Here is a 21,056-nt window from a genome sequence, read left to right as displayed (position 1 = left end):
GCACGGCAGCGAGCTTTTTCCGTCAAGCCGGATTTTAGCAGGTGCTAATATGTCCAATGAGATGCCCAGCAAGGGCCGTAGCCGTCAGCCCGCCGTCAGAGGGCGGGTGGGCGCGCCAACGGAAACCGTGCGGCTGGCTGTCGCGAGCGTCATGCGGCTGGCCGCGCGAGAAGCCACCATAACGAAAAGGGAACCGTCATCATGCTGATTACTTTCAAATGCCGCTCCGCGCCCGATGTCGTGATGCTGGAGAATCTCGCCCAGTACCTGCTCGGCATCATCGGCAAGCGGCTTGGCCCGCGCGGCGTGATCAATCACGACGAACTGGGCGTGGCGATCTCCAGGCTCGAAGCGGCCATCGTCACCGACAAGCAGGAGCGCGCCGAGCATGAAGGCCACTTCCACGAAGGCGAAGACGGCCACGAGCACCACGAGCTTCCCGTCGGCCTCGCGCAGCGGGCATTTCCGTTTCTCGACATGCTGCGCGCCGCGCAGAAGGAGAATACGGATATCGTTTGGGGTATCTGACGCGTAGCGGATGCGCCGCCTGAGCGGCATGGGTTCGCGGATCGCGTGATTGCGTTGTGCTGCGCTTTACTGCGTCTTGCGGCGCAAGGTTCGCGGCGCCGAAGCGCTCGACGAGTCCTGCAATGCCCGTCCGGAAATAAAAAGCCCGTCGAACGACGGGCTTTTTCATTGCAGCGCTACTGGCGCGCTCCCGCCCGTTATTGGCTGGCGGCTCCCGGCGCGCTCGCATCTTTCTTCGGCTTCTGCTTTTTCGGCTTTTTCACATGCTTCACGGTGGGCGGCGAGTACGAGCTCACGGCGCTCGATCCGCCGGGCGCGCCCGGTTGAGCCTCGGCGATCGTTCCGAGGGCGGCAAGCGATAACGCGGTCAACATCAGCGTCAGCTTCTTCATACGATTTTCTCCGTTGACGGTTGCAAGTCGTTGGGCCGACGCGTTTTTCCCGTCGCGTCTGGCGGTTCGGCAGATACTGCCCGTCCAGTCTACAAAGCCGAAATTATTCGCTGTGCTTTCAGCCGGAAATATTCAGCCTACGGCGCGCGATATAGTCCTGCCGCCCGACGCCGCCTGCCGCCTGACGCCACGCGTCACAGCAGCGGCGCGAGCGCGCGCTGCGCGTCCGCCTTCGACAGCGCCATGCGCCGCGCGTAGTCCTCCAACTGGTCTTCGCCGATCTTGCCGACTGAGAAGTACGTGCTGTCGGGATGCGCGAGGTAAAAGCCGGACACGCTCGCCGCTGGCAGCATCGCGAGCGATTCCGTCACGCTCATGCCGATTTCGCCGGCTTGCAGCACGTTGAACATGTCGCGCTTGACGAGGTGATCCGGGCACGCCGGATAGCCGGGCGCCGGGCGGATGCCGCGGTATTGCTCGGCGATCATCTCGTCGTTCGACAAGTTCTCGCCCTGCGCGTAGCCCCACAGGTCGCGGCGCACGCGCGCGTGCATCGCTTCGGCGAACGCTTCCGCGAAGCGGTCGGCGAGCGCCTTCAGCATGATCGCGCTGTAGTCGTCGTGATCCTGCTCGAACTGCTTTTCCTTCACATCGACGCCCAGACCCGCCGTGACCGCGAACATGCCGATATAGTCGGCGACGCCCGAATCTTTCGGCGCGATGAAGTCGGCGAGCGACCGGTTCGGCCGCATCACGCCGTCCACCACGGGGCGCACGCTCTGTTGGCGCACGTTGCGCCACGTCATCGCAACTTCGCTGCGCGATTCGTCGGTGTAGATTTCGATGTCGTCGTCGTTGACGGTGTTCGCGGGCAGCAGCGCGATCACGCCGTTGGCGGTGAGCCATCGGCCCTGGATCAGCCGCGACAGCATCGATTTGCCGTCCGAGAACACGCGCCGCGCCGATTCGCCGACGATCTCGTCATTGAGAATGGCGGGATAGGGGCCGGCGAGATCCCACGTCTGGAAGAACGGACCCCAGTCGATGTAGTTCGCAAGTTCGTTCAAGTCGAAGTTCTTGAACACGCGGCGGCCGATGAACTTGGGCTTCATGGGCTGATACGCGCTCCAGTCGATCTTCGTCTTGTTCGCGCGCGCTTCGGCGAGCGTGACGAGGGGCAGCGCTTTCTTGTTCGCGTGCTGGTTGCGGATGCGGTCGTAGTCGGATTTGAGTTCGTCGAGATACTTCGCCGCGCCTTCGTCCGATAGCAGATTCGACGCCACCGACACCGAACGCGACGCATCCGGCACGTACACGACAGGGCCTTCGTAATGCGGCGCGATCTTCACGGCCGTATGCACGCGCGACGTGGTCGCGCCGCCAATCAGCAGCGGAATCTTCTTCACGCGGAAATAGTCGTCGCGCTGCATTTCCGACGCGACATAAGCCATTTCTTCGAGCGACGGCGTGATCAGCCCCGACAGCCCGATGATGTCCGCGCCTTCCACCTTTGCCTTCGCGAGGATCTCGTTGCACGGGACCATCACGCCCATGTTGACCACTTCGAAGTTATTGCACTGAAGCACCACCGACACGATGTTCTTGCCGATGTCGTGCACGTCGCCCTTCACGGTCGCGATGACGATCTTGCCTTTCGCGCGCACGTCGCCGCCCGCTTCGGCGAGCTGGCGCTTTTCTTCTTCGATGAACGGAATCAGGTGCGCGACGGCCTGCTTCATTACGCGCGCCGACTTCACCACTTGCGGCAGGAACATCTTGCCCTGACCGAACAGATCGCCGACGACGTTCATGCCGTCCATCAGCGGCCCTTCGATCACGTTGATCGGGCGGCCGCCCCCGTCCATGATTTTCGCGCGCGCTTCTTCCGTGTCTTCGACGATGAAGTTCGTGATGCCGTGCACGAGCGCATGCGCGAGACGCTGCTCGACGGGCTGGTTGCGCCATTCGAGGTTCTCTTCTTTCTTCGCGGCGCCTGCCTTGAACTTGTCGGCGATTTCGAGCAGGCGGTCGGTGGCGTCGTCGCGGCGATTGAGCACGACGTCTTCGACGCGCTCGCGCAACTCCGTGTCGAGGTCGGCATACACGCCGAGCTGGCCCGCGTTGACGATGCCCATGTCCATGCCCGCCTGAATGGCGTGATACAGGAACACGGTGTGGATCGCTTCGCGCACGGGGTCGTTGCCGCGGAACGAGAACGACACGTTCGACACGCCGCCGCTCACCTTCGCATACGGCAGGTTCTGCTTGATCCAGCGCGTTGCCTCGATGAAGTCGACGGCATAGTTGTTGTGCTCTTCGATGCCCGTCGCGACCGCGAAGATGTTCGGATCGAAGATGATGTCTTCGGGCGGAAAGCCCACTTCATTGACGAGAATGTCGTACGAGCGCTTGCAGATTTCCGTCTTGCGCGCGAACGTGTCCGCCTGGCCGGTTTCGTCGAACGCCATCACCACACTTGCTGCGCCATAGCGGCGAATCAGCTTTGCGTGATGGACGAACTGTTCCTTGCCTTCCTTCAGCGAGATCGAATTGACGATCGCCTTGCCTTGCACGCACTTCAGGCCCGCTTCGATCACATCCCACTTCGACGAATCGATCATGATCGGCACGCGCGCGATGTCCGGCTCCGACGCGATCAGATTCATGAAGCGCACCATCGCCGCCTTCGAATCGAGCATCGCTTCGTCCATGTTGACATCGATGACCTGCGCGCCGTTTTCGACCTGCTGACGCGCGACGGCGAGCGCTTCGTCGAACTGGCCGTTCAGGATCATCCGCGCGAACGCCTTCGATCCCGTCACGTTCGTGCGTTCGCCGACGTTGATGAAGAGCGTCCCCGAAGTGACGTTGAACGGCTCGAGGCCGGAAAGGCGCATCGTGTGATCGGTCATGGTTCGTGTGCGTGGTTCGTCAGTGCTGCGGGTTTCGTGCGATGGATCGTGCTGGCGGTGGCTCAGGTGGCCTCAGGTGACGTAATGCAGCTCAGGCGGCGTCGCGGTACTGGCTCGGCCACTTGCGCGGCTTCACGTCGTTCAGCGCTTTCGCGATTGCCGCGATGTGTTCGGGCGTCGTGCCGCAGCAGCCGCCCGCTATGTTCACGAGGCCCGCTTGCGCGAATTCCTTCAGGAGGCCGGATGTGTCGGCGGGCAGTTCGTCGAAGCCCGTGTCGCTCATCGGGTTGGGCAAACCGGCGTTCGGATAGCACGACACATACGTGTCGCACAGCTTCGCCAGTTCGGCGATGTACGGGCGCATCAGCGCGGCACCCAGCGCGCAGTTCAGGCCGAACGTGAGCGGCTTCGCGTGACGCAGCGAGTTCCAGAACGCCTCGACGGTTTGGCCCGACAGAATGCGCCCCGACGCGTCCGTCACCGTGCCCGAGATCATGATAGGCAGACGCTCGCCCGTATCGTCGAACAGTTCGTCGAGCGCGAAGAGCGCGGCCTTGGCGTTCAGCGTGTCGAAGATCGTTTCGACGAGGAACAGGTCCGCGCCGCCTTCCATCAGCGCCTTCGCCTGCTCGTAGTACGCGGCGCGCAGTTCGTCGAACGTGACGTTACGCGCGCCGGGATCGTTGACGTCGGGGGAGATGCTCGCGGTTTTTGGCGTCGGTCCGATCGCGCCCGCCACGAAGCGCGGCTTGTCGGGCGTCGAGTACTTGTCGCACGCGGCGCGTGTGAGCTTCGCCGATTCGCGGTTCATCTCGACGGCGAGATCTTCCATGCCGTAGTCGCCCTGCGCGACGGTCGTCGCCCCGAACGTGTTTGTCTCGATGATGTCGGCGCCCGCCGCGAGATATTGCTCGTGAATCTCGCTGATGATCTGCGGCTGCGTGATCGACAGCAACTCGTTGTTGCCCTTGATGTCGCGCGGATAGTCCTTGAAGCGCTCGCCGCGATACGCGGCTTCGTCGAGCTTGTAGCGCTGGATCATCGTGCCCATCGCGCCGTCCAGAATCAGGATGCGCGATTCGAGCAACGCGGGCAAATTCGCGCCGCGCGTGTAGGCGACGGCGGACGGGGCGGACGTGACGGCGGGCTGGTTCATGGTCTGATCGGGCTCGTGCCGGCTGGCTTTTGCGGGAAACGCAATATTGTAGCCGCATGGGGCGAGGCGCGCCGGCGCATGCGATTACGGCCACGTGACGCGCATATGGCACGCGAAGCAATAAGGCGCGGCAGTTGCTGGCAATGTAGCGCCGGAAGTATTTCTTTCGCTGCTTGCGCAACGAGCTACCCAAGCGGCCATGAGAAACGCGACGATTCGAACGCGGCTGTGATGGAATGCAGCCGTTTCGAACGCATATAAAAAGGAAAAGCCCCGCCCGGCGAAACCGGACGGGGCGATGCTGGAACGTGTCGCCGCGAGATGGCGCGTGTGGCTGAGTGATCGCCTTAGTGAAGAATGACGGGCTGGTTCATCAGACTGTCGAATTGACCGAGAAACTCGTCCACTTCGTCGAGCGTGGGCTCGTCTTCGATCAGCTTTTGTACATGCTCCCGAAAGCTCGCTGCCATTGCACCGTCGATGTAAATCTCGCGCTGCGTGTTCTTGTCGACGATCTCATACCCGCCGGATTTCATCGAGATGTGGCCGTCCTGCGGCGGGAACTCGACGACGCAGTAGTTGGGGCTGTTGTAGATCATTTGCATGGCGACACTCCTTATTTCCGATGGCTCCGGGCCAGTGTTGCACCGTAGATGGAGCCCTTGGTTTGGAATTCAAGGGGTGGGTCCGGCCAGACGCTTTGAATTCTCCGGACCTGTCGGTTAGACCCGTTTTTGCAGAAACGATTCAAGCAAGGCGGTAAACCGTTGCGACTGTTCGATCGGTGCGAGGTGAGCGGCATCGAGCAACTCGAACCTTGCGTTCCGGATGGCATTCGCAATTGCCTGTGTAGCAGCAGGTGGCGTGCCTGCGTCGTGGCGTCCAGCCACAGCAAGAGTGGGAAGAGCAACCTCGTTCAGTCTACTGCGCACGTCGAAATCGCGCAGCGCAGTGCACGCATGCGCATAACCTTCAGACGAAGTGTTCTCGAATACCTCGCGAATCTGCTCGACGACTTCGGGATGCGAATTGCGAAACCCCGCCGTCAGCCAACGCTCCATCGTGGCCTGCGCCAACGCTTTCGTGCCGTCGCGGCGCACCGTCGCGGCGCGCTCGTCCCACAGCGCGCGGCCCTCGGGCGGCGTGGCGGCATGCGTATCGCAAAGCGTCAGCGTGTCGATGCGCGCCGGGTCATCGAGCGCAAACTGCTGCGCGATCATGCCGCCCATCGACATACCGACAATATGCGTTTTCTCGACGCCAAGCGCATCGAAGAGTCCGCGCAGATCCTGCGACAAATCTGCAACACTGAACTGTTGGTTCGAAACAGACGTCTTCCCATGGCCGCGCACGTCATAACGCAAGACCGTATAGTCGTCGCGGAAATAGCCGGCAAGCTGATCCCAGATCGACAGATCGCCGCCCAGCTGATGGATAAACGTAAGCCAGGGGCCGCCGCCTTCATTGCTGAGGACGTAGCGCGTATCGATGCCATTCACATTGATTTGCATGCGGACTCCATAAATGTTGTCGCAAGGGAGAACGATAGATCGATGGGTCGCGCGGCTCAGTTGTGCGGTCCCGTCTTGCAGTCGGGTCGTGCAACTTGTTGGACCCGCACGAACCATCGGCGCGAACGAGCGCGCTTCGTCATGCGACTCGTCGGTGACGGTGGAAGTTTCAGACGTAGCGTCCCATCGCGGCGTCACGGTGTCTTGCCGCGCAAAGACGATGCCCGTGTCAGGGCTTCGCGGGCGCGGCGCCCGGATCGGTGACGGAAGGCTGCGGCGCGCCCGACGGAGTATCGTCGGCCGAGGCTGTACCGTTTGCATCGGGCGGCGCAATTCTGCCGCGCCAGACAAGTTCGATCTGCGTGCCGTTCGGTTCCGTCTGCACGAGCCGCGCAGGCAGCCAGCCGAGCGACGGCGCAAGCCACACATCGATGCGCCGCCGGTCGCCTTCGCGGCGCGGCAATCGCATGAAATGCCGCGCGTCGATCGTTCCTTGCTCCATATGCACGGTTTCGTCGCCTATCGTTTCGATAGGCCAGATCTCGCCGCTATCGTTATCGGTCACGTAAAACTGGCGCGTGACGCCGGGCTGATACGCGTCGGGATCGCCGCGCACCAGGCTGGCAAGCTGCATCACCATGCTGAAGCGGTCCTGCGCGCCGTCTTGCAGCGGCAGCGTGTTTGGCGTGCGCGTGAAGCCGATCTGCTTCGTATCGCGATGGAAGGTCGTGATGTCTTCGCCGCGCCGGCCGCGCTTTTCGACGTACTGATCGGGCGCGAGCCCGAACGCGTCGACATGTCCGCGGCTCGCATAGCTGAACGTGCCGACGAACGGCAGCGGCACTGAAACGACCATGTCGTACGTGCGTCCGTCGCTCGTCCAGTGAATCGTGCCGGGCTGGTTGCGTACGCCGTTGTAGAACGTGTCGTATTGCAGCTCGCCCGAAGGCGGCACGGAAAACTTCACGCCTGGTGCGGACTGTGGCGCAGTGCCCTCGCCTTGCGCGGTCGTGGCGGTCGAGGCCGATGCTGCCGCCGAAGCCGCCGCGCCCGACGCAGATTCAGCCGCAGCCGCAGAAGCGGCGACCGGCGCGCTCGCCGGCTCAGCCGTCGGCGCCGGCTTGGGCTTGGGACCACCCGGCCGCGTCGCCGTCAGCACGTGCTCGCGTGGCGGCTGCGCCCTGCGTTTTGGCGCGGCGGGCCGGCTCTGCGCGGCGGGCGGCGAACCGGCTGCCTGGGTCTCGATCCGCTCCGGTTTGAGCAGCGCGACCTGCACGGGAATATGTTCGGGCGATACGGGCTTGAACGTGTCGTGATGACGCTCGAACCATTGCGCTGCGATGAAGTGCGCGCCGACGACAGCCGCGATCACGCCCGCCCAGCGCAGACGCGATGCGCGGCGCTGCGCGGCGTTGAGCCGCGCGGGCGAGACGGAACGGACAGCGGGTGCAGACGACATCAGCGACAACCGGAACTTGAAGAAGAGAAAGGGCAAACGGCACAAACGCGAACGCAAAAGCAAACGCGGCAGAGCGCGGGCAGTGTGCATATGGACATTTTTCGACCGCACGCGAAGCGCGCGCGTTCCGCACTCTCACCGAGGCACGGGACTATAGCCGAGTTCGTACGACAGCTTCTGCGCGCACTCTCGCAGCGCCGTGTCGACTGCGCCGCCCCACGCGATATCGAACGCGCCTTCATGGCCCAGCGCGATCAGTCCGAGCGCGAGATCGCCGTTCGAATCGAACACGGGCGTGCAGAACGCGTGAATGCTCGGCAGCAGCATGCCTTCGACGCGCGCGGCACCGTGCGCGCGCACGTCCTCGAGCACGCGCTCGACGTCGTCCCACGTGCGCGGACTGTTGGCGGCTGCCCAGCGCTGCGTCTGCGACAGTTCGCGCTCGATCATGCCGGATGTCTTGCCGCGCGGCAGATAGGCGGCGAACAGCAGGCCCGTCGCCGAACTGAGCATCGGCATCACGTCGCCGAGTTTCAGCGAGGCCTTCGCGGGATAGCTCGACTCCGTCCAGTGCACGACCGTCGGCCCCTGGTTGCCCCACACGGCGATGCCGACCGTCATGTCGAGCCGATCGTGCAGTTGCGCGAGCGCGAGGCGGGCGAGCTTCACGCCGTCGACGCGCGCAAGCCGCGCCAATCCCAGTTGCAGCGCGAAGCCGCCGAGTTCGTAGCGGCCTGTCAGCGGGTCCTGCGCGACGACGCCCAGACGCTGAAAACTCACCAGATAGCGATGCGCCTTGGCGGGACTCATGCCGGCGCGTTGCGCGAGATCGCGCAGCATCATCGCCGCCGGCTCATGCGTGAGCACCTCGAGCAGACGAAAGCCGACTTCGATGGACTGGATGCCCGAGCGCAGTTTCTCTTCGGCGGCATCGTCGTCGGCGGAATCGGGCAGATCGGCGGCTTCGACATCGTCCTTCTGAATCGGACTCGGGCGGGAAGTAGGCGGCATAGGCGGGCGGGTTGAACGATGAAAACCAGCGCGGCGCCTCGTCTGGCTCAAGCCATCCGGCTGGGCAATCTGGACTAGGCCAATTGGTCGACTTGGGTCGCGCGGATTCACCATCGTAGAATAGATTCCTCTTATCGTCATCCACACGCTTTTTCCGACATGAAACTAGCCACGCTGAAGGACGGCACGCGCGACGGTCAACTGATCGTCGTTTCCCGCGACCTGCATACGGCCGCCGTCGCCGACGCCATCGCGCCGACGATGCAGCGCATTCTCGACGACTGGACCTTCTACGCGCCGCAATTGCGCGACCTCTACGACGAGCTCAATCAGGGCCGCGCGCGCAACACCTTTTCGTTCGACGCGAAGCAATGCATGGCGCCGCTGCCGCGCGCGTTTCAGTGGGCGGACGGCTCGGCCTATGTGAACCACGTCAACTCGTGCGCCGCGCGCGCGGCGCGCAAATGCCGCCCGAGTTCTGGACCGATCCGCTGATGTATCAGGGCGGCAGCGACGACTTCATCGGGCCGAAGGACGACATCGTGTGCGCGTCCGAAGGGTTCGGCATCGACTTCGAAGCGGAAGTCGCCGTGGTGACGGGCGACGTGCCGATGGGCGTTTCATCCGAGCAGGCGCTCAAGGGCATCCGGCTCGTCACGCTCGTCAACGACGTGTCGTTGCGCAATCTGATTCCCGCCGAACTCGCCAAGGGCTTCGGCTTTTTCCAGAGCAAGCCGGCCACGTCGTTCGCGCCCGTCGCCGTGACGCTCGACGAACTCGGTGACGCATGGCGCGAAGGCCGCGTGCATCGCCCGATGATCGTCCACTGGAACGGCAAGAAAGTCGGCCAGCCGGATGCCGGCACCGACATGGTGTTCCACTTCGGCCAGTTGATCGCGCACGCGGCGAAGACGCGCAACCTGCGCGCGGGCTCGATCGTCGGCTCGGGCACGGTGTCGAACAAGGACGCAAAGCGCGGCTACTGCTGCATCGCCGAGAAGCGCTGCCTCGAAACGATCGAGCACGGCAGCGCGCAGACCGAGTTCATGAAGTTCGGCGATACGGTAAAGATCGAAATGTTCGACGAAGCAGGCAAGTCGATTTTCGGTTCGATCGATCAGGCCGTCGCGCCGCTCGAAAGCGCGGCTTGAAGCACGTTTTCATGCATGACGTCGGGGCGACGCGTCATGCATGTGCCTGATCAGTGGCACGCGCACCTGCATGTGAGGGGCGCGGACGCAGCGCAAAAGGGTTTCGCCCGATGCCGGCCGCGCCGCGCGCGCCGCTACACTGACGCTCGCGCGGGGCCGCGTCGCCTCGCATGCTGTTCCCGCGTGACGTGAACAGCGCCAGCCACGCAGCATCGCAGAACGCACACAAGAACCACCAAAAAGGAGACAAGGCATGCCGCGATACGGGTCATTTGGATTGTCCACGTTGCGCGCGCGCTCGCTCGCGGGCGCGCTTTCACTCTTTCCGGGACTCGCGCTTGCGCAGGTAAAGATCGGTCTCGTGCTGTCGCTGACAGGGCCGGCCGCCTCGCTCGGCATTCCCGCGCGCGACACGTCGACACTCTTTCCAAAGGAAATCGCCGGGCAGAAGGTCGAATACATCGTGCTCGACGATGCGTCCGACACCACGCAAGCCGTGCAAGACACGAAGAAGCTGATCTCCGAAAACAAAGTGGACGCCATCATCGGTTCCTCGATCACGCCGAACTCGCTGGCGATGATCGACGTGGTCGCCGAAGGGGAGACGCCCGCGATTTCGCTGGCGTCGTCGGCGAAGATCATCGAGCCGGTCGACGCGAAACGCCACTGGATGTTCAAGACGCCGCAAACGGACGCGATGATGGCTTCCGCAATCACCGAGCACGCAAGCCAGCATGGCGTGAAGACGCTTGCCTACATCGGCCAGGCAGACGCGCTCGGCGAGACGTTCTACGCGGAAGTCGCGAAGTTCGCGCAGATCCATCACATCAGCGTCGTGGCCAACGAGCGCTTCAATCGCACGGACCCGAGCGTGACGGGCCAGATTCTGAAGATCATGGCGGCGAACCCGGATGCCGTCGTGGTCGGCGCGGCGGGCACGCCGGCCGCGCTGCCGCCGAAGACGCTGGTCGCGCGTGGCTACAAGGGCAAGATCTATCACAACCATGGCGTCGGCAATAACGACTTCCTGCGCGTGTGCGGCGCCGATTGCAACGGCACGTTCCTGCCCGCGAGCCCTGTGCTGGTCGCCTCGCAACTGCCCGCCGAGTATGCGTCGAAGCGTCTCGCGCTCGACTACATCGCGCGCTTCGAGAAGCTGCGCGGACCGGGCAGCGTGTCGGCGTTCGGCTCGTATGCGTGGGACGCGAGCATGCTGCTGAACAACGCGATTCCCGTCGCGCTGAAAACGGCGCAGCCGGGCACCGTCGAATTCCGCCGCGCGCTGCGCGACGCACTCGAAGCAACCAGAGGACTTGCGGACACCAACGGCGTCGTCAACATGAGCGCGACCGATCACCTGGGCCTCGATCAGCGGGCCCGCGTGATGGTCGAGATCAGCAACGGCAAGTGGGTGTATCAGCCGCGCTGAGCGGTTCAATGGCGGCGCAGCGTCGGCGGCGCTGCGCACGCGATGGATGGGTCGACGCCGACGCGTCGCTTTTACGGATGCCTGCCATGTCTCACGAATCGGAATCGCAAACGGTCGAACCCGCGTTCTACGCGCACTACAGGTCGCTGCGCGTGCGGCGGCATGCGCACGGCATCCTCGAAATCGTGATGAGCGGCGAGGGCGCGAACAAAAGCAAACTCGCCACCGCCGATGCGAACATGCACCGCGAACTCGCCGACATCTGGCGCGACGTCGACCGTGATCCCGAAACGCGCGTCGCGGTGATCCGCGGCGAAGGCAAGGGCTTTTCGGCGGGCGGCGATCTCGGCCTCGTCGAGGACATGGCGAACGACTTCGACGTGCGCACGCGCGTGTGGCGCGAGGCGCGCGATCTCGTCTACAACGTCATCAACTGCAGCAAGCCGATCGTCTCCGCGATGCACGGGCCGGCCGTCGGCGCGGGGCTCGTCGCGGGGCTGCTCGCCGATATCTCGATTGCGACGAAGTCGGCGCGCATCATCGACGGGCACACGCGGCTGGGCGTGGCGGCGGGCGATCACGCGGCGATCGTGTGGCCGCTGCTGTGCGGCATGGCGAAAGCGAAGTACTACCTGATGCTGTGCGAGCCCGTGAGCGGCGAAGAGGCGGAGCGCATCGGCCTGGTTTCGCTCGCCGTCGACGACAACGATCTGCTGCCCAAAACCTTCGAAGTCGCGCGCAAGCTCGCGAACGGCTCGCAGACGGCGATCCGCTGGACCAAGTACGCGCTGAACAACTGGCTGCGCTCGGCGGGCCCGGCGTTCGATACATCGCTCGCGCTGGAATTCATGGGCTTCGCCGGTCCCGACGTGCGCGAAGGCGTGGCGTCGCTGCGCGAGCGGCGCGCGCCCGACTTTCCGGACAAGGAGCCGTTCTGACGGCGCGCGGTTTGCTCGTCTGCACGATCGACGCGAAACCGACATCGCGGCGGCGCGCGATAGCAAACTGGCAAGAGCGGAGCACAAGCCACGCACAAGCGACGAACAAGCGTGGCACAAGCGTCTTGCTGCGTCTGACACACGCGGTATGATCGAAGCGCCCATCCACGCCACAGGCCAGAACCGAATCAAGGAGCGCAGCAATGACCGACAATCCCGGCTCGACGCCACCCTTTCCGGGCTTTCCCGGCTTTCCGCCCGCCGAGATGCTCGACCGCATGTGGGGCATGATGCGCCTCACGCCTTTCGGTGCGGCGTTTCCGGGCGGGGCGTCAGGCGCGACGCAGGGCATCATGCCGTCGCTGTCGATGATGTCCGACATGATGGCGCCGCTCACGAACGTCGAAGAACTCGACAAGCGCATCACCGACATGCGCGCCGTCGAGCAGTGGCTCAAGCTCAATCTCAACATGCTGCAGTCGGCGATCCAGGCGCTCGAAGTGCAGCGCGCGACGCTCGCCACCTTGCGCGCGTTCGGCGCGTTCGCGCAGCAATCGATGACGCAGCCCGCGCACGAAACGCCGCCGAAACAGCCCGAGCCACAGTCCGCGAACGCGCAGGATTCGGGCGCGGCAGGCGAATCGACGCCGCCGCCCGCGTTCGATGCATCCGGCTGGTGGAATCTGCTGCAGGCGCAGTTCAACCAGCTCGCGCAGTTCGCAATGGCGCAACCGGCGGCCACAACGGCGACGGGCGCATCGGAAGCGGGGGCGGGCATCGAACCGAGCGACCTCGAGCCCGACGAAGCCCCCGAAGCGGACGCCGAAGCGGACGCAGAAGCTGCGTCGCAGGACAGCTCAGGCGAGGCGCAGCGTCGCGCCGCCAAACGATCGGCGGGCTCGGCAGGCACGCGCCGCACGAGCGGTGCGTCGGCGGCGAAGAAGACCTCGTCGACGTCCGAGTGAGCGCATAGCGAACTTTTTAGCGACACGGCCGCGCATCGGCATCGCATCTGTGGCGAGCAGGCGCGGGCTGACGCTTGATGCGCGCGGCCGCGTCGAATTGGCGCAGCCCGCATTAGCACATTCTGTTGACGCCATGCTGGCAGTACGCGCCCGCGTTGTTTTACGTCAATCCCGAAGCGGTTCGACAGCCCGGTATTCGGACGCGTCAGGCCCGCATGCTATTATTGTGTAAGCTTTTTCTGGCCCGCGGACGCGTGCGAAATCGCCAGATTCGCCGCCTATTCCGGTGCCACGCGGTGCCGGTTCGTCCACAGCGGACCCCAAATGCCGTCGTTCGGGCGGCAAGCTGGCACGACCTCAGGCACAGGTTCCCCCTCACCCACGGTTGGCCGCGCATGCGAGGCATGAAAATCGCGTACGCATACGAACCGCAGTAGTTCTTTTGCCAAAGCTTGCTTCTTGGCAGCCGATTACCGCGTAAAATTGCAGGCTGCACTGACGACGGTGAAAGTTCCCGAAATTCTTCGAATTTTCACGTTCACCGGCAGCACAGTAGCACCAGACATAACAGACGTCGCCTTGCGCAGAACAGGGGTGGGATCATGAACACCATGCTTTATCCGGAACTTTATAAATCGCTCGAATCCGTTCGATGGGACATGGAGAAGGACATTCCCTGGGACAGATTCGACGCGTCGCTGCTCACCGACGAGCAGGCGGCGACCATCAAGATGAACGCGATCACCGAATGGTCGGCGCTGCCCGCCACGGAAATGTTCCTGCGCGATAACCACCACGACAGCGACTTTTCCGCCTTTATGAGTGTGTGGTTCTTCGAAGAGCAGAAGCACTCGCTGGTGCTGATGGAATATCTGCGCCGCTTCAGGCCGGAAATGGTGCCGACGGAAGAAGAACTGCACGCGGTGCGCTTCGAGTTCGATCCGGCGCCGCCGCTGGAAACGCTGATGCTGCATTTCTGCGGCGAAATCCGCCTGAATCACTGGTATCGGCGCGCGGCTGAATGGCACACCGAGCCCGTCATCAAGGCCATCTACGAAACCATTTCGCGCGACGAAGCCCGTCACGGCGGCGCGTATCTGCGCTACATGAAGAAGGCGCTGACCAACTTCGGCGACGGCGCGCGCGCCGCGTTTGCAAAGATCGGTGTGCTGATGGCGTCCGCGCGTCGCACCGAAAAGCCGCTGCATCCCACCAACCTGCACGTGAACCAGTCGCTGTTCCCGCGCGATACCGTGCAGTCGCGCCTGCCCGATCCGGAATGGCTCGAGCGCTGGCTCGACGAGCAGATCCGTTTCGACGACGGCTGGGAAAAGAAGGTGGTCGAGCGCATTTTGCACAACCTGTCGATTCTTTTTGAGCGCTCGTTCACGACGGCTCAGGAACTGAACCGTTATCGCAAGGAAGTGACGACGCGGCTCGCGGCGACGCAGCCCGCGCAACAGCAGCCGGCCTGACGGCGACAACGCCGCATGCCGCTTTCAGTAAAGCGGCGCGCCGCACGAAAAAGCAACGGCCCGGCAGGTGAGAACCGCCGGGCCGTTTTTCTGCCGGACCGTTCCGCCAAATCTTTCTGCCGGACCGTTCCACCTGCGCTTTCCGTCTGAATTCCGGCACGCGCAGGTGTCCTGTGCCCGACGGCGCATCATCCCAACCCCCGCTAAACGATCTTTCTCATGGCCGCTACCTTCGAACGCAAGCTCATGACGCGCGATGCCCTCGCGCAACTTCGTCCGTCGCTGACAGGCCCCGTGGTCTTCACGAACGGCGTCTTCGACATCCTGCATCGCGGGCACGTCACGTATCTTGCCGATGCAAAGGCGCTGGGCGCGACGCTGATCGTCGGCGTGAATAGCGACGCCTCCGTGCGCATGCTCGGCAAGGGCGACGACCGGCCGATCAACAACGAAGCCGACCGGATGGCGCTGCTGGCGGCGCTGGAAAGCGTCGACTGGGTCGTGTGCTTCGAGGAGCAGACGCCCGTCGCGCTGATCGAGGCGCTGCATCCCGACGTGCTCGTGAAAGGCGGCGACTACGACATGGACAAGCTGCCGGAATCGGCGCTCGTGCGCGGCTGGGGCGGCAGGGCGCTGGCGATTCCGTTCGAGCACGACCGCTCGACCACCGCGCTGCTGAAGAAGGTGCGCGCCCAAGGTTGAGCGCCTGGGCGCGTCGTCGAAGCGGGTTATTGACGCAGCGCCGAAGCGGCGATCGGCGCAATGGGTGCCGGACCGCCGACCACGGCCAGATCCGTTGCATCGGCCGCGGCCATCGGCTGCACGCGTAATTGATCCGGACGGACCTGGCGGTTCAGATGATTCGGCTCGCGCGGCCCGGCGGCGGGCGACGGGCCGAACAGCCCGCGCATCGTGACGAATGCGAGGATGTTGGCGAGCAACAGCAGGGCGAGTAGCCAACGCAGCATCATGCAAATTTCTCCAGCTTGCTTGTTCGTTGGCCCGGCGTTCAGGCCGGGCGCGTGTCGGTCGCAGGACCGGCCCGATCGCGGGCTTGCGCCGCGATCAACGCCAGTCCCGCCAGCACGAGCGAGTCGTGACGCGTGAACGGCACGGCTAGCGCCTGCGTCAGCTCGCCCGCGGCGCCGCCGCTCACCACAAGCCGGACGGGCACTTGCCATTCGTCCTGCAGATCGCGCCACATCCGCTCGATCAGTCCCGCCTGAGCCAGCGCGCATCCCGACGACAGCGAGCGCGGCGTGTCCTTCGCGAACCACGCAGCGTGCCTGACCGCGCCGCTCTCATGGGCGCCCGCGGCGTTGCCGGCGAGCAGGCCGCGCGCGGCTGCCGCATCCAGCGTCGGCAGTTGCGCGGTGTTCTCGCCGAGCGAGCGCATCATCAGCGACCAGCCCGGCGCGATCAAACCGCCGATAAACACGCCGTCAGCCGTCAAGGCTTCGAGCGTCGTCGCCGTGCCAAAGGTCGCGATCAGCAGCGGCTCGCCCGGAAACGTGGCGCGCGCGCCGATCATTCCCGCCCAGCGGTCGCTGCCGAGCTGCGAAGGCGTCGTGTACGCGTTGGTCACGCCGCACTGCTGCGCGGCCGAGCGGATCATGGTGCGCGGCAGATCTCGCCAATACCGGTCGATAAACGTATCGATACGGCGCCCCACCGCCTCTCCAGCGACATTCGATAACCATGCAGAACCGGGTGTAGGCAGATGGGACCAATCGGGCTCGTGCCGTGATTGCAACGGATCGCCGGTACCTTTGACCAGTTGACCGCCGTGCGCGAACGCGCCAGAGTGAGTCTGTGTACCATCTTCCTGAGCCAGCGCCCACTTGACGCGGCTATTGCCCGCGTCGATCAGCAGATACGGCGCGGCGCTCATGCCGTCACGCTTCCATCATCGGCGAGACGCAGCGATACGTCTCCCGTCGCAATTGCCTGCGTGCCCGCCGGCGTTTCGAGCAGCAATTGTCCGAGTTCGTCGACGCCGGCAGCCACGCCGCGTCCCACTTCGACGCCTTGCTCGAACAGCACCACATCGCGGCCCGCATAGGCGTGACAGGCGTTCCAGCGCTGGCGGAACGGCGCGAAGCCTTCGGCGCCGAAACGCTGCAAAGCCGGTTCGAGCGCGTTGAGTTCGGCGGCGAGCGTATCGGTGAGATTCGCATTCGGCAGCGCGCGCGACAGCGCCGTGGGCGCCGCGCCGCGCGCCTGCGCGGGCACGTCGGCGTTGAGTGCGCCGACCTTCGCGGCGAGTTCCTCCGCGCCCTTCACGTTGGTGCCGATACCGATCACGACAGCGCTCGCGTCCGCCGTGCTCCAGGCGGTTTCGATCAGGATGCCGGCCAGCTTGTCGCCTTCGAGCAGCACGTCGTTCGGCCATTTCAGCGCGATCTGGCCGGGTCCGGCGACAGGCAGCGAGCGCAAGCCGTCGACGAGCGCGACGCCGACGGCGAGGCTCAGTCCCGCGAGCCCTTCGAGCGGCACGGGCAGCACGCAGGCCACGGAAAACAGCAGCGCGTTGCCGGGTTCGGCATACCAGGCGCGGCCACGCCGGCCGCGGCCGGCCGTCTGGAGATAGGCGACGCGCACGATCGGGCGCGCGAGCGCGCCCGCCTCGCGTGGCAGCGCTTTCATGCGCGCCATCAGGTCGGCATTGGTCGAGCCCGTCTCTTCGACGATTTCGATCGGCCAGTCGTGCGCGGCCGGGCCGAACAGCGCGACGGCGCGCTGCCGGTCGATGCGCCAGTCGCCCGGCGGCTGGAAGGAGGCAGAGGTAGTCATGACGCGTATTTTAGCCACTGCGCCTGACAACGGGAGCAGGACATTGCCGCGCCCAAGGTTGCGTGCGCGCCCGCACGCACGGCGCGCCGGCACGGGCGGTCCACGACGGCCCAATATCGATCCCTTCGATACAATGCCCGTTATTCCGATAACCCCATCAAGCGATCCTTGAACTACGACACTCCTCCCGGACTCGAAGTCGCGGCAGGCAGCCGGGGCAAGATCGTCCGCCTGTCGGGCCAGTGGACGGCGCTCGCGCTCGCTCGCGACCGCTTGCATGGACAGGCGCTGCCGCGTCTGCGCGAGCTGATCGACAGCCGCGCGCAGGTGGCGCAATGGGATCTGTCGCGGGTCGAGCGGATGGATCATGTGGGCGGCCAGGCATTGTGGCGCGTGTGGGGCTACAAGCTGCCCGCCGATCTCGTCGCGTTGAACGACACGCAGCGCGACATCTTCGACCGCATCGCGCTGCTCGACACCGCGCGCGAAAACCCCGAGCCCGTGCAACGCTTCGATCCGTTCACGCAGCTCGGGCTCGGCATCTTCGCGTTCTTCGAGCATCTGTACGGCGGCGTGGCGATGTTCGGCCGCGTGATCCTGGATCTGCTGGCGATCGCGCGCAATCCGAGGCTCGCGCCGTGGAAGGAGATTTCGGCGAACGTCTATAGCGCGGGCACGCAGGCGCTGCCCATCACGGCGCTCGTCGCGTTTCTGATCGGCATCGTGCTGAGCTATCTGTCCGCGCAGCAGTTGCGGCTCTTTGGCGCGAACCAGTTCATCGTGAACATTCTGGGGATGTCGGTGTTGCGAGAGCTTGGGCCCGTGCTCTCGGCCATTCTCGTGGCGGGACGTTCCGGTTCTGCGATCACCGCGCAGATTGGCGTGATGCGCGTGACGGAAGAACTCGACGCAATGCGCGTGATGGGCATCCCGCACGGCCTGCGTCTCATCTTGCCGCGCGTGCTGGCGCTGTCCCTTGCGATGCCGCTGCTCGTGATGTGGACCAATATCGTCTCGCTGGTGGGCGGCGCGCTCGCCGCCAAGATCGTGCTGCAGATCGACATGTCGTACTTCGCGCGCGCGCTGCCGGGCGTGGTGCCCGTCGCGAACCTGTGGATCGGTCTCGGCAAGGGCATGGTGTTCGGCATGCTGATCGCGATCGTCGGCTGTCACTTCGGCTTTCGCATCAAGGCCAATTCGCAGAGTCTCGGCGAAGGCACGACGACCTCGGTCGTCACGTCGATCACCGTCGTGATTCTCGCCGACGCCGTATTCGCGATTCTCTTTCAGAACGTGGGGTTGTCATGATTGCGCCGCTCACTACCGCCGTGCGGGACCAGCCGCTGCCGCAGATCGCCGAAACCGTGATCGAGGTGCGCAATCTCACCAAGCGCTACGGCCGCAACGTCGTGCATCAGCATCTGGATTTCGACGTGCGGCGCGGCGAGATCGTGTCGATCGTCGGCGGCTCGGGCTCGGGCAAGACGACGCTGATGCGCCAGATACTCGGCCTTGAGAGGCCCACGTCGGGCACGATCAAGGTGTTCGGCGAAGACATGTCCGAACTCGACAAGGACGAAGCGCGCCTGATGCGCGTGCGCTCCGGCATGCTGTTCCAGCACGGCGCGCTGTTTTCGTCGCTATCGGTGTTCGACAACATTGCGCAGCCGCTGCGCGAACTCGGCAAGGTGCCTGAAGACCTGCTGCGCGACATCGTGATGCTGAAGCTCGAAATGGTCGGGCTGCCGTGCAAGAACGCGTCGAAGATGCCGGCGGCGCTGTCGGGCGGGATGGTCAAGCGCGTCGGCATTGCGCGCGCGATCGCGCTCGAACCGGAACTGCTGTTTCTCGACGAGCCGACGGCGGGCCTCGATCCGCAGGCTTCCGACGAATTCGTCGAGCTGATCAGCGCGTTGCATCGCGCGCTCGGGCTGACTGTCGTGATGGTGACGCACGACCTCGACACGATGGTCGCGCTGTCCACGCGCGTGGCCGTGATCGCGGACCGCAAGGTCATCGTGGCGGCGCCCGTCGAAGAGGTGGCGGGATACGATCACCCCTTCATCCGCGAGTATTTTCTCGGGCTGCGCGGGCGGCTCGCGTTGCAGGGTTTGTCGCCGGAGCGACGCGCGAAGCTGCCGGCGGAAGCGCTGGAGCCCGCCGCTGAAGCGATTCCGCTGCGCACCGCGCTGTGAGCGCCGACGCTGCACGCCGCCTGCGCGAGCGCGGCCTCGACCGACAGCAGGCGCAGCGCGGCCGCATGACGGGCGCATGCGCAGCGCATCGCGCGCTTCGACGCGCGCTTCGACGCGAGTTGCGCCGTGATGCAAACGGAATCGCTGTGGCGAACCAGGGAACCTGACAATGGAAAACAAATCACACGCCTTCTGGGCCGGGCTCTTCACCGTCGTCATGGTGGTCGCGATCGCCGTGGCGGCATTTTTGTTCAACGTGGACCGATCGGTGCGCATCCCCTTCGATCTGATTGCGCGAACCAATGTCACAGGCCTGTACCCGGATGCTGCGGTACGATATCGCGGCCTGGACGTCGGCAAGGTGCAGTCGATCAAGTTCGATCGCACGCATCCGGGGCAGATTCTGATCCGGATTCTCGTCGACAAGAACGCGCCCATCACGCATTCGACGTTCGGCACGCTCGGGCTGCAGGGCGTGACGGGCCTCGCGTTCGTCCAGCTCGACGATACGGGGCGCGATCTGACGCCGCTGGCGTCGTCCGCGAAGAACGTGGCGCAGCTGCCGATGCGTCCGGGCCTGTTCGATCAGCTGCAGGCGCGCGGCGACGTGCTGCTGCGGCAGATCGAAAAGACCGTGCGCGACGTCGACGCGCTGCTGTCGCCGGAAATGCGCGACCAGCTGATGTCGACGGCGTCGAGCCTGCAGCACGCCGCCGACGGCGTCGCGACGCTCACGGCACAGATGGGCCCGGCCGTCGGCAAGCTGCCGAACACGCTCAGCCAGCTGGACGAGACGCTGGCATCGACGAACCGGATGATCACCAGCCTGAATCGTCCGGACGGTCCGCTCGAAGGCACGCTGAACAAGGTCGGCACGGCCGCGCAGCAGGCGGGCACCGCGCTCACGGCGATGAACGCGACGCTGCAGGACATCTCGGCGCGTGTCGGTTACGACACGCTGCCGCGCGTCAACTCGCTGGCCGACGATGTGCGCACGGCCGTGCGTTCCGTCGATCGCGCCGCCCGATACGTTCAACGAGGCGCCCAACAGCGTGCTGTTCGGTGCGCCGCGCCCGGCGCCCGGACCCGGCGAGCCGGGCTTCGTGTGGCCCGCGCCGTCGGCGCGCGCCGCGAAATGAAT

The 21,056-nt window shown here is 64.7% G+C and carries 18 protein-coding genes and 2 pseudogenes; 10 read left to right on the top strand and 10 right to left on the bottom strand.

What is annotated here, in order from left to right; all coding sequences use genetic code 11:
• The first annotated feature begins 201 nt into the window (after positions 1–201).
• The gene (locus H3V53_RS27100) at positions 202–528 is read left to right on the top strand and encodes a DUF1840 family protein (RefSeq protein ID WP_054917663.1); all 327 of its coding nucleotides are present in this window, start codon (positions 202–204) and stop codon (positions 526–528) included.
• A gap of 197 nt (positions 529–725) precedes the next feature.
• Here H3V53_RS27100 and H3V53_RS27095 read toward each other — a convergent pair whose 3' ends face one another.
• From H3V53_RS27095 to H3V53_RS27065, 7 genes are all read right to left on the bottom strand, one after another.
• Positions 726–920 (bottom strand): acid-shock protein, encoded by a 195-nt coding sequence (locus H3V53_RS27095; protein WP_336600552.1) that lies wholly within the window; start codon positions 918–920, stop codon positions 726–728.
• Positions 921–1,114: 194 nt separating this feature from the next.
• Positions 1,115–3,898 (bottom strand): methionine synthase, encoded by a 2,784-nt coding sequence (gene metH / locus H3V53_RS27090; RefSeq protein ID WP_336600561.1) that lies wholly within the window; start codon positions 3,896–3,898, stop codon positions 1,115–1,117.
• Between the two features lie 25 nt (positions 3,899–3,923).
• Positions 3,924–4,988 carry a homocysteine S-methyltransferase family protein gene (locus tag H3V53_RS27085; RefSeq protein WP_336600551.1) on the bottom strand — a complete coding sequence of 355 codons (1,065 nt, stop codon included), beginning with the start codon at positions 4,986–4,988 and terminating at the stop codon, positions 3,924–3,926.
• A gap of 347 nt (positions 4,989–5,335) precedes the next feature.
• The gene (locus tag H3V53_RS27080) at positions 5,336–5,593 is read right to left on the bottom strand and encodes a BTH_I0359 family protein (RefSeq protein ID WP_054917658.1); all 258 of its coding nucleotides are present in this window, start codon (positions 5,591–5,593) and stop codon (positions 5,336–5,338) included.
• 117 nt (positions 5,594–5,710) lie between these two features.
• Positions 5,711–6,499 carry a 3-oxoadipate enol-lactonase gene (gene pcaD, locus H3V53_RS27075; RefSeq protein ID WP_336600550.1) on the bottom strand — a complete coding sequence of 263 codons (789 nt, stop codon included), beginning with the start codon at positions 6,497–6,499 and terminating at the stop codon, positions 5,711–5,713.
• A gap of 229 nt (positions 6,500–6,728) precedes the next feature.
• Positions 6,729–7,958 (bottom strand): DUF3108 domain-containing protein, encoded by a 1,230-nt coding sequence (locus H3V53_RS27070; RefSeq protein WP_336600549.1) that lies wholly within the window; start codon positions 7,956–7,958, stop codon positions 6,729–6,731.
• Between the two features lie 135 nt (positions 7,959–8,093).
• The gene (locus H3V53_RS27065; protein ID WP_419539584.1) at positions 8,094–9,110 is read right to left on the bottom strand and encodes an IclR family transcriptional regulator; all 1,017 of its coding nucleotides are present in this window, start codon (positions 9,108–9,110) and stop codon (positions 8,094–8,096) included.
• Between the two features lie 18 nt (positions 9,111–9,128).
• Here H3V53_RS27065 and H3V53_RS27060 point away from each other — a divergent pair.
• From H3V53_RS27060 to rfaE2, 6 genes and pseudogenes are all read left to right on the top strand, one after another.
• Positions 9,129–10,120 (top strand): annotated as a pseudogene (locus tag H3V53_RS27060) (fumarylacetoacetate hydrolase family protein).
• A gap of 253 nt (positions 10,121–10,373) precedes the next feature.
• Positions 10,374–11,549, top strand: coding sequence for an ABC transporter substrate-binding protein (locus H3V53_RS27055; protein WP_336600547.1), 1,176 nt, complete (start codon positions 10,374–10,376; stop codon positions 11,547–11,549).
• 86 nt (positions 11,550–11,635) lie between these two features.
• Positions 11,636–12,487, top strand: a complete 852-nt coding sequence (locus H3V53_RS27050; protein WP_336600546.1) for an enoyl-CoA hydratase/isomerase family protein — start codon at positions 11,636–11,638, stop codon at positions 12,485–12,487.
• A gap of 203 nt (positions 12,488–12,690) precedes the next feature.
• The gene (locus H3V53_RS27045) at positions 12,691–13,452 is read left to right on the top strand and encodes a PhaM family polyhydroxyalkanoate granule multifunctional regulatory protein (RefSeq protein WP_336600545.1); all 762 of its coding nucleotides are present in this window, start codon (positions 12,691–12,693) and stop codon (positions 13,450–13,452) included.
• Positions 13,453–14,054: 602 nt separating this feature from the next.
• Positions 14,055–14,927 carry a ferritin family protein gene (locus tag H3V53_RS27040; protein WP_336600544.1) on the top strand — a complete coding sequence of 291 codons (873 nt, stop codon included), beginning with the start codon at positions 14,055–14,057 and terminating at the stop codon, positions 14,925–14,927.
• A gap of 219 nt (positions 14,928–15,146) precedes the next feature.
• Positions 15,147–15,629, top strand: a complete 483-nt coding sequence (gene rfaE2, locus H3V53_RS27035) for a D-glycero-beta-D-manno-heptose 1-phosphate adenylyltransferase (RefSeq protein ID WP_054917644.1) — start codon at positions 15,147–15,149, stop codon at positions 15,627–15,629.
• Positions 15,630–15,655: 26 nt separating this feature from the next.
• Here rfaE2 and H3V53_RS27030 read toward each other — a convergent pair whose 3' ends face one another.
• The 3 genes from H3V53_RS27030 to H3V53_RS27020 are packed head-to-tail and all read right to left on the bottom strand — an operon-like array spanning position 15,656 to position 17,720.
• On the bottom strand, positions 15,656–15,895 hold the full coding sequence (locus H3V53_RS27030; RefSeq protein ID WP_336600560.1) for a hypothetical protein: 240 nt from the start codon (positions 15,893–15,895) through the stop codon (positions 15,656–15,658).
• Between the two features lie 41 nt (positions 15,896–15,936).
• Entirely contained in the window at positions 15,937–16,818 is an 882-nt protein-coding gene (locus H3V53_RS27025) for a type III pantothenate kinase (protein ID WP_336600543.1), read from the bottom strand.
• Positions 16,815–17,720, bottom strand: coding sequence for a biotin--[acetyl-CoA-carboxylase] ligase (locus tag H3V53_RS27020; protein WP_336600542.1), 906 nt, complete (start codon positions 17,718–17,720; stop codon positions 16,815–16,817). Before H3V53_RS27020 ends, H3V53_RS27025 begins: the two co-directional genes overlap by 4 nt.
• Positions 17,721–17,888: 168 nt before the next feature.
• On the opposite strand from H3V53_RS27020, the gene H3V53_RS27015 reads away from it, so the two are divergent.
• The 3 genes and pseudogenes from H3V53_RS27015 to H3V53_RS27005 all read left to right on the top strand — a co-directional run bounded on the left by H3V53_RS27015 (position 17,889) and on the right by H3V53_RS27005 (position 21,054).
• The gene (locus tag H3V53_RS27015; RefSeq protein ID WP_336600541.1) at positions 17,889–19,028 is read left to right on the top strand and encodes an MlaE family ABC transporter permease; all 1,140 of its coding nucleotides are present in this window, start codon (positions 17,889–17,891) and stop codon (positions 19,026–19,028) included.
• The gene (locus tag H3V53_RS27010; RefSeq protein WP_336600540.1) at positions 19,025–19,915 is read left to right on the top strand and encodes an ABC transporter ATP-binding protein; all 891 of its coding nucleotides are present in this window, start codon (positions 19,025–19,027) and stop codon (positions 19,913–19,915) included. Before H3V53_RS27015 ends, H3V53_RS27010 begins: the two co-directional genes overlap by 4 nt.
• 169 nt (positions 19,916–20,084) lie before the next feature.
• A pseudogene (locus H3V53_RS27005) lies at positions 20,085–21,054 on the top strand (MlaD family protein).
• The last annotated feature ends 2 nt before the right edge of the window (positions 21,055–21,056 follow it).

The sequence above is a fragment of the Paraburkholderia bengalensis genome (assembly GCF_037126505.1).
Taxonomy (GTDB): Bacteria; Pseudomonadota; Gammaproteobacteria; order Burkholderiales; family Burkholderiaceae; genus Paraburkholderia; species Paraburkholderia bengalensis.
This window is presented reverse-complemented; position numbering and strand designations above follow the sequence as displayed.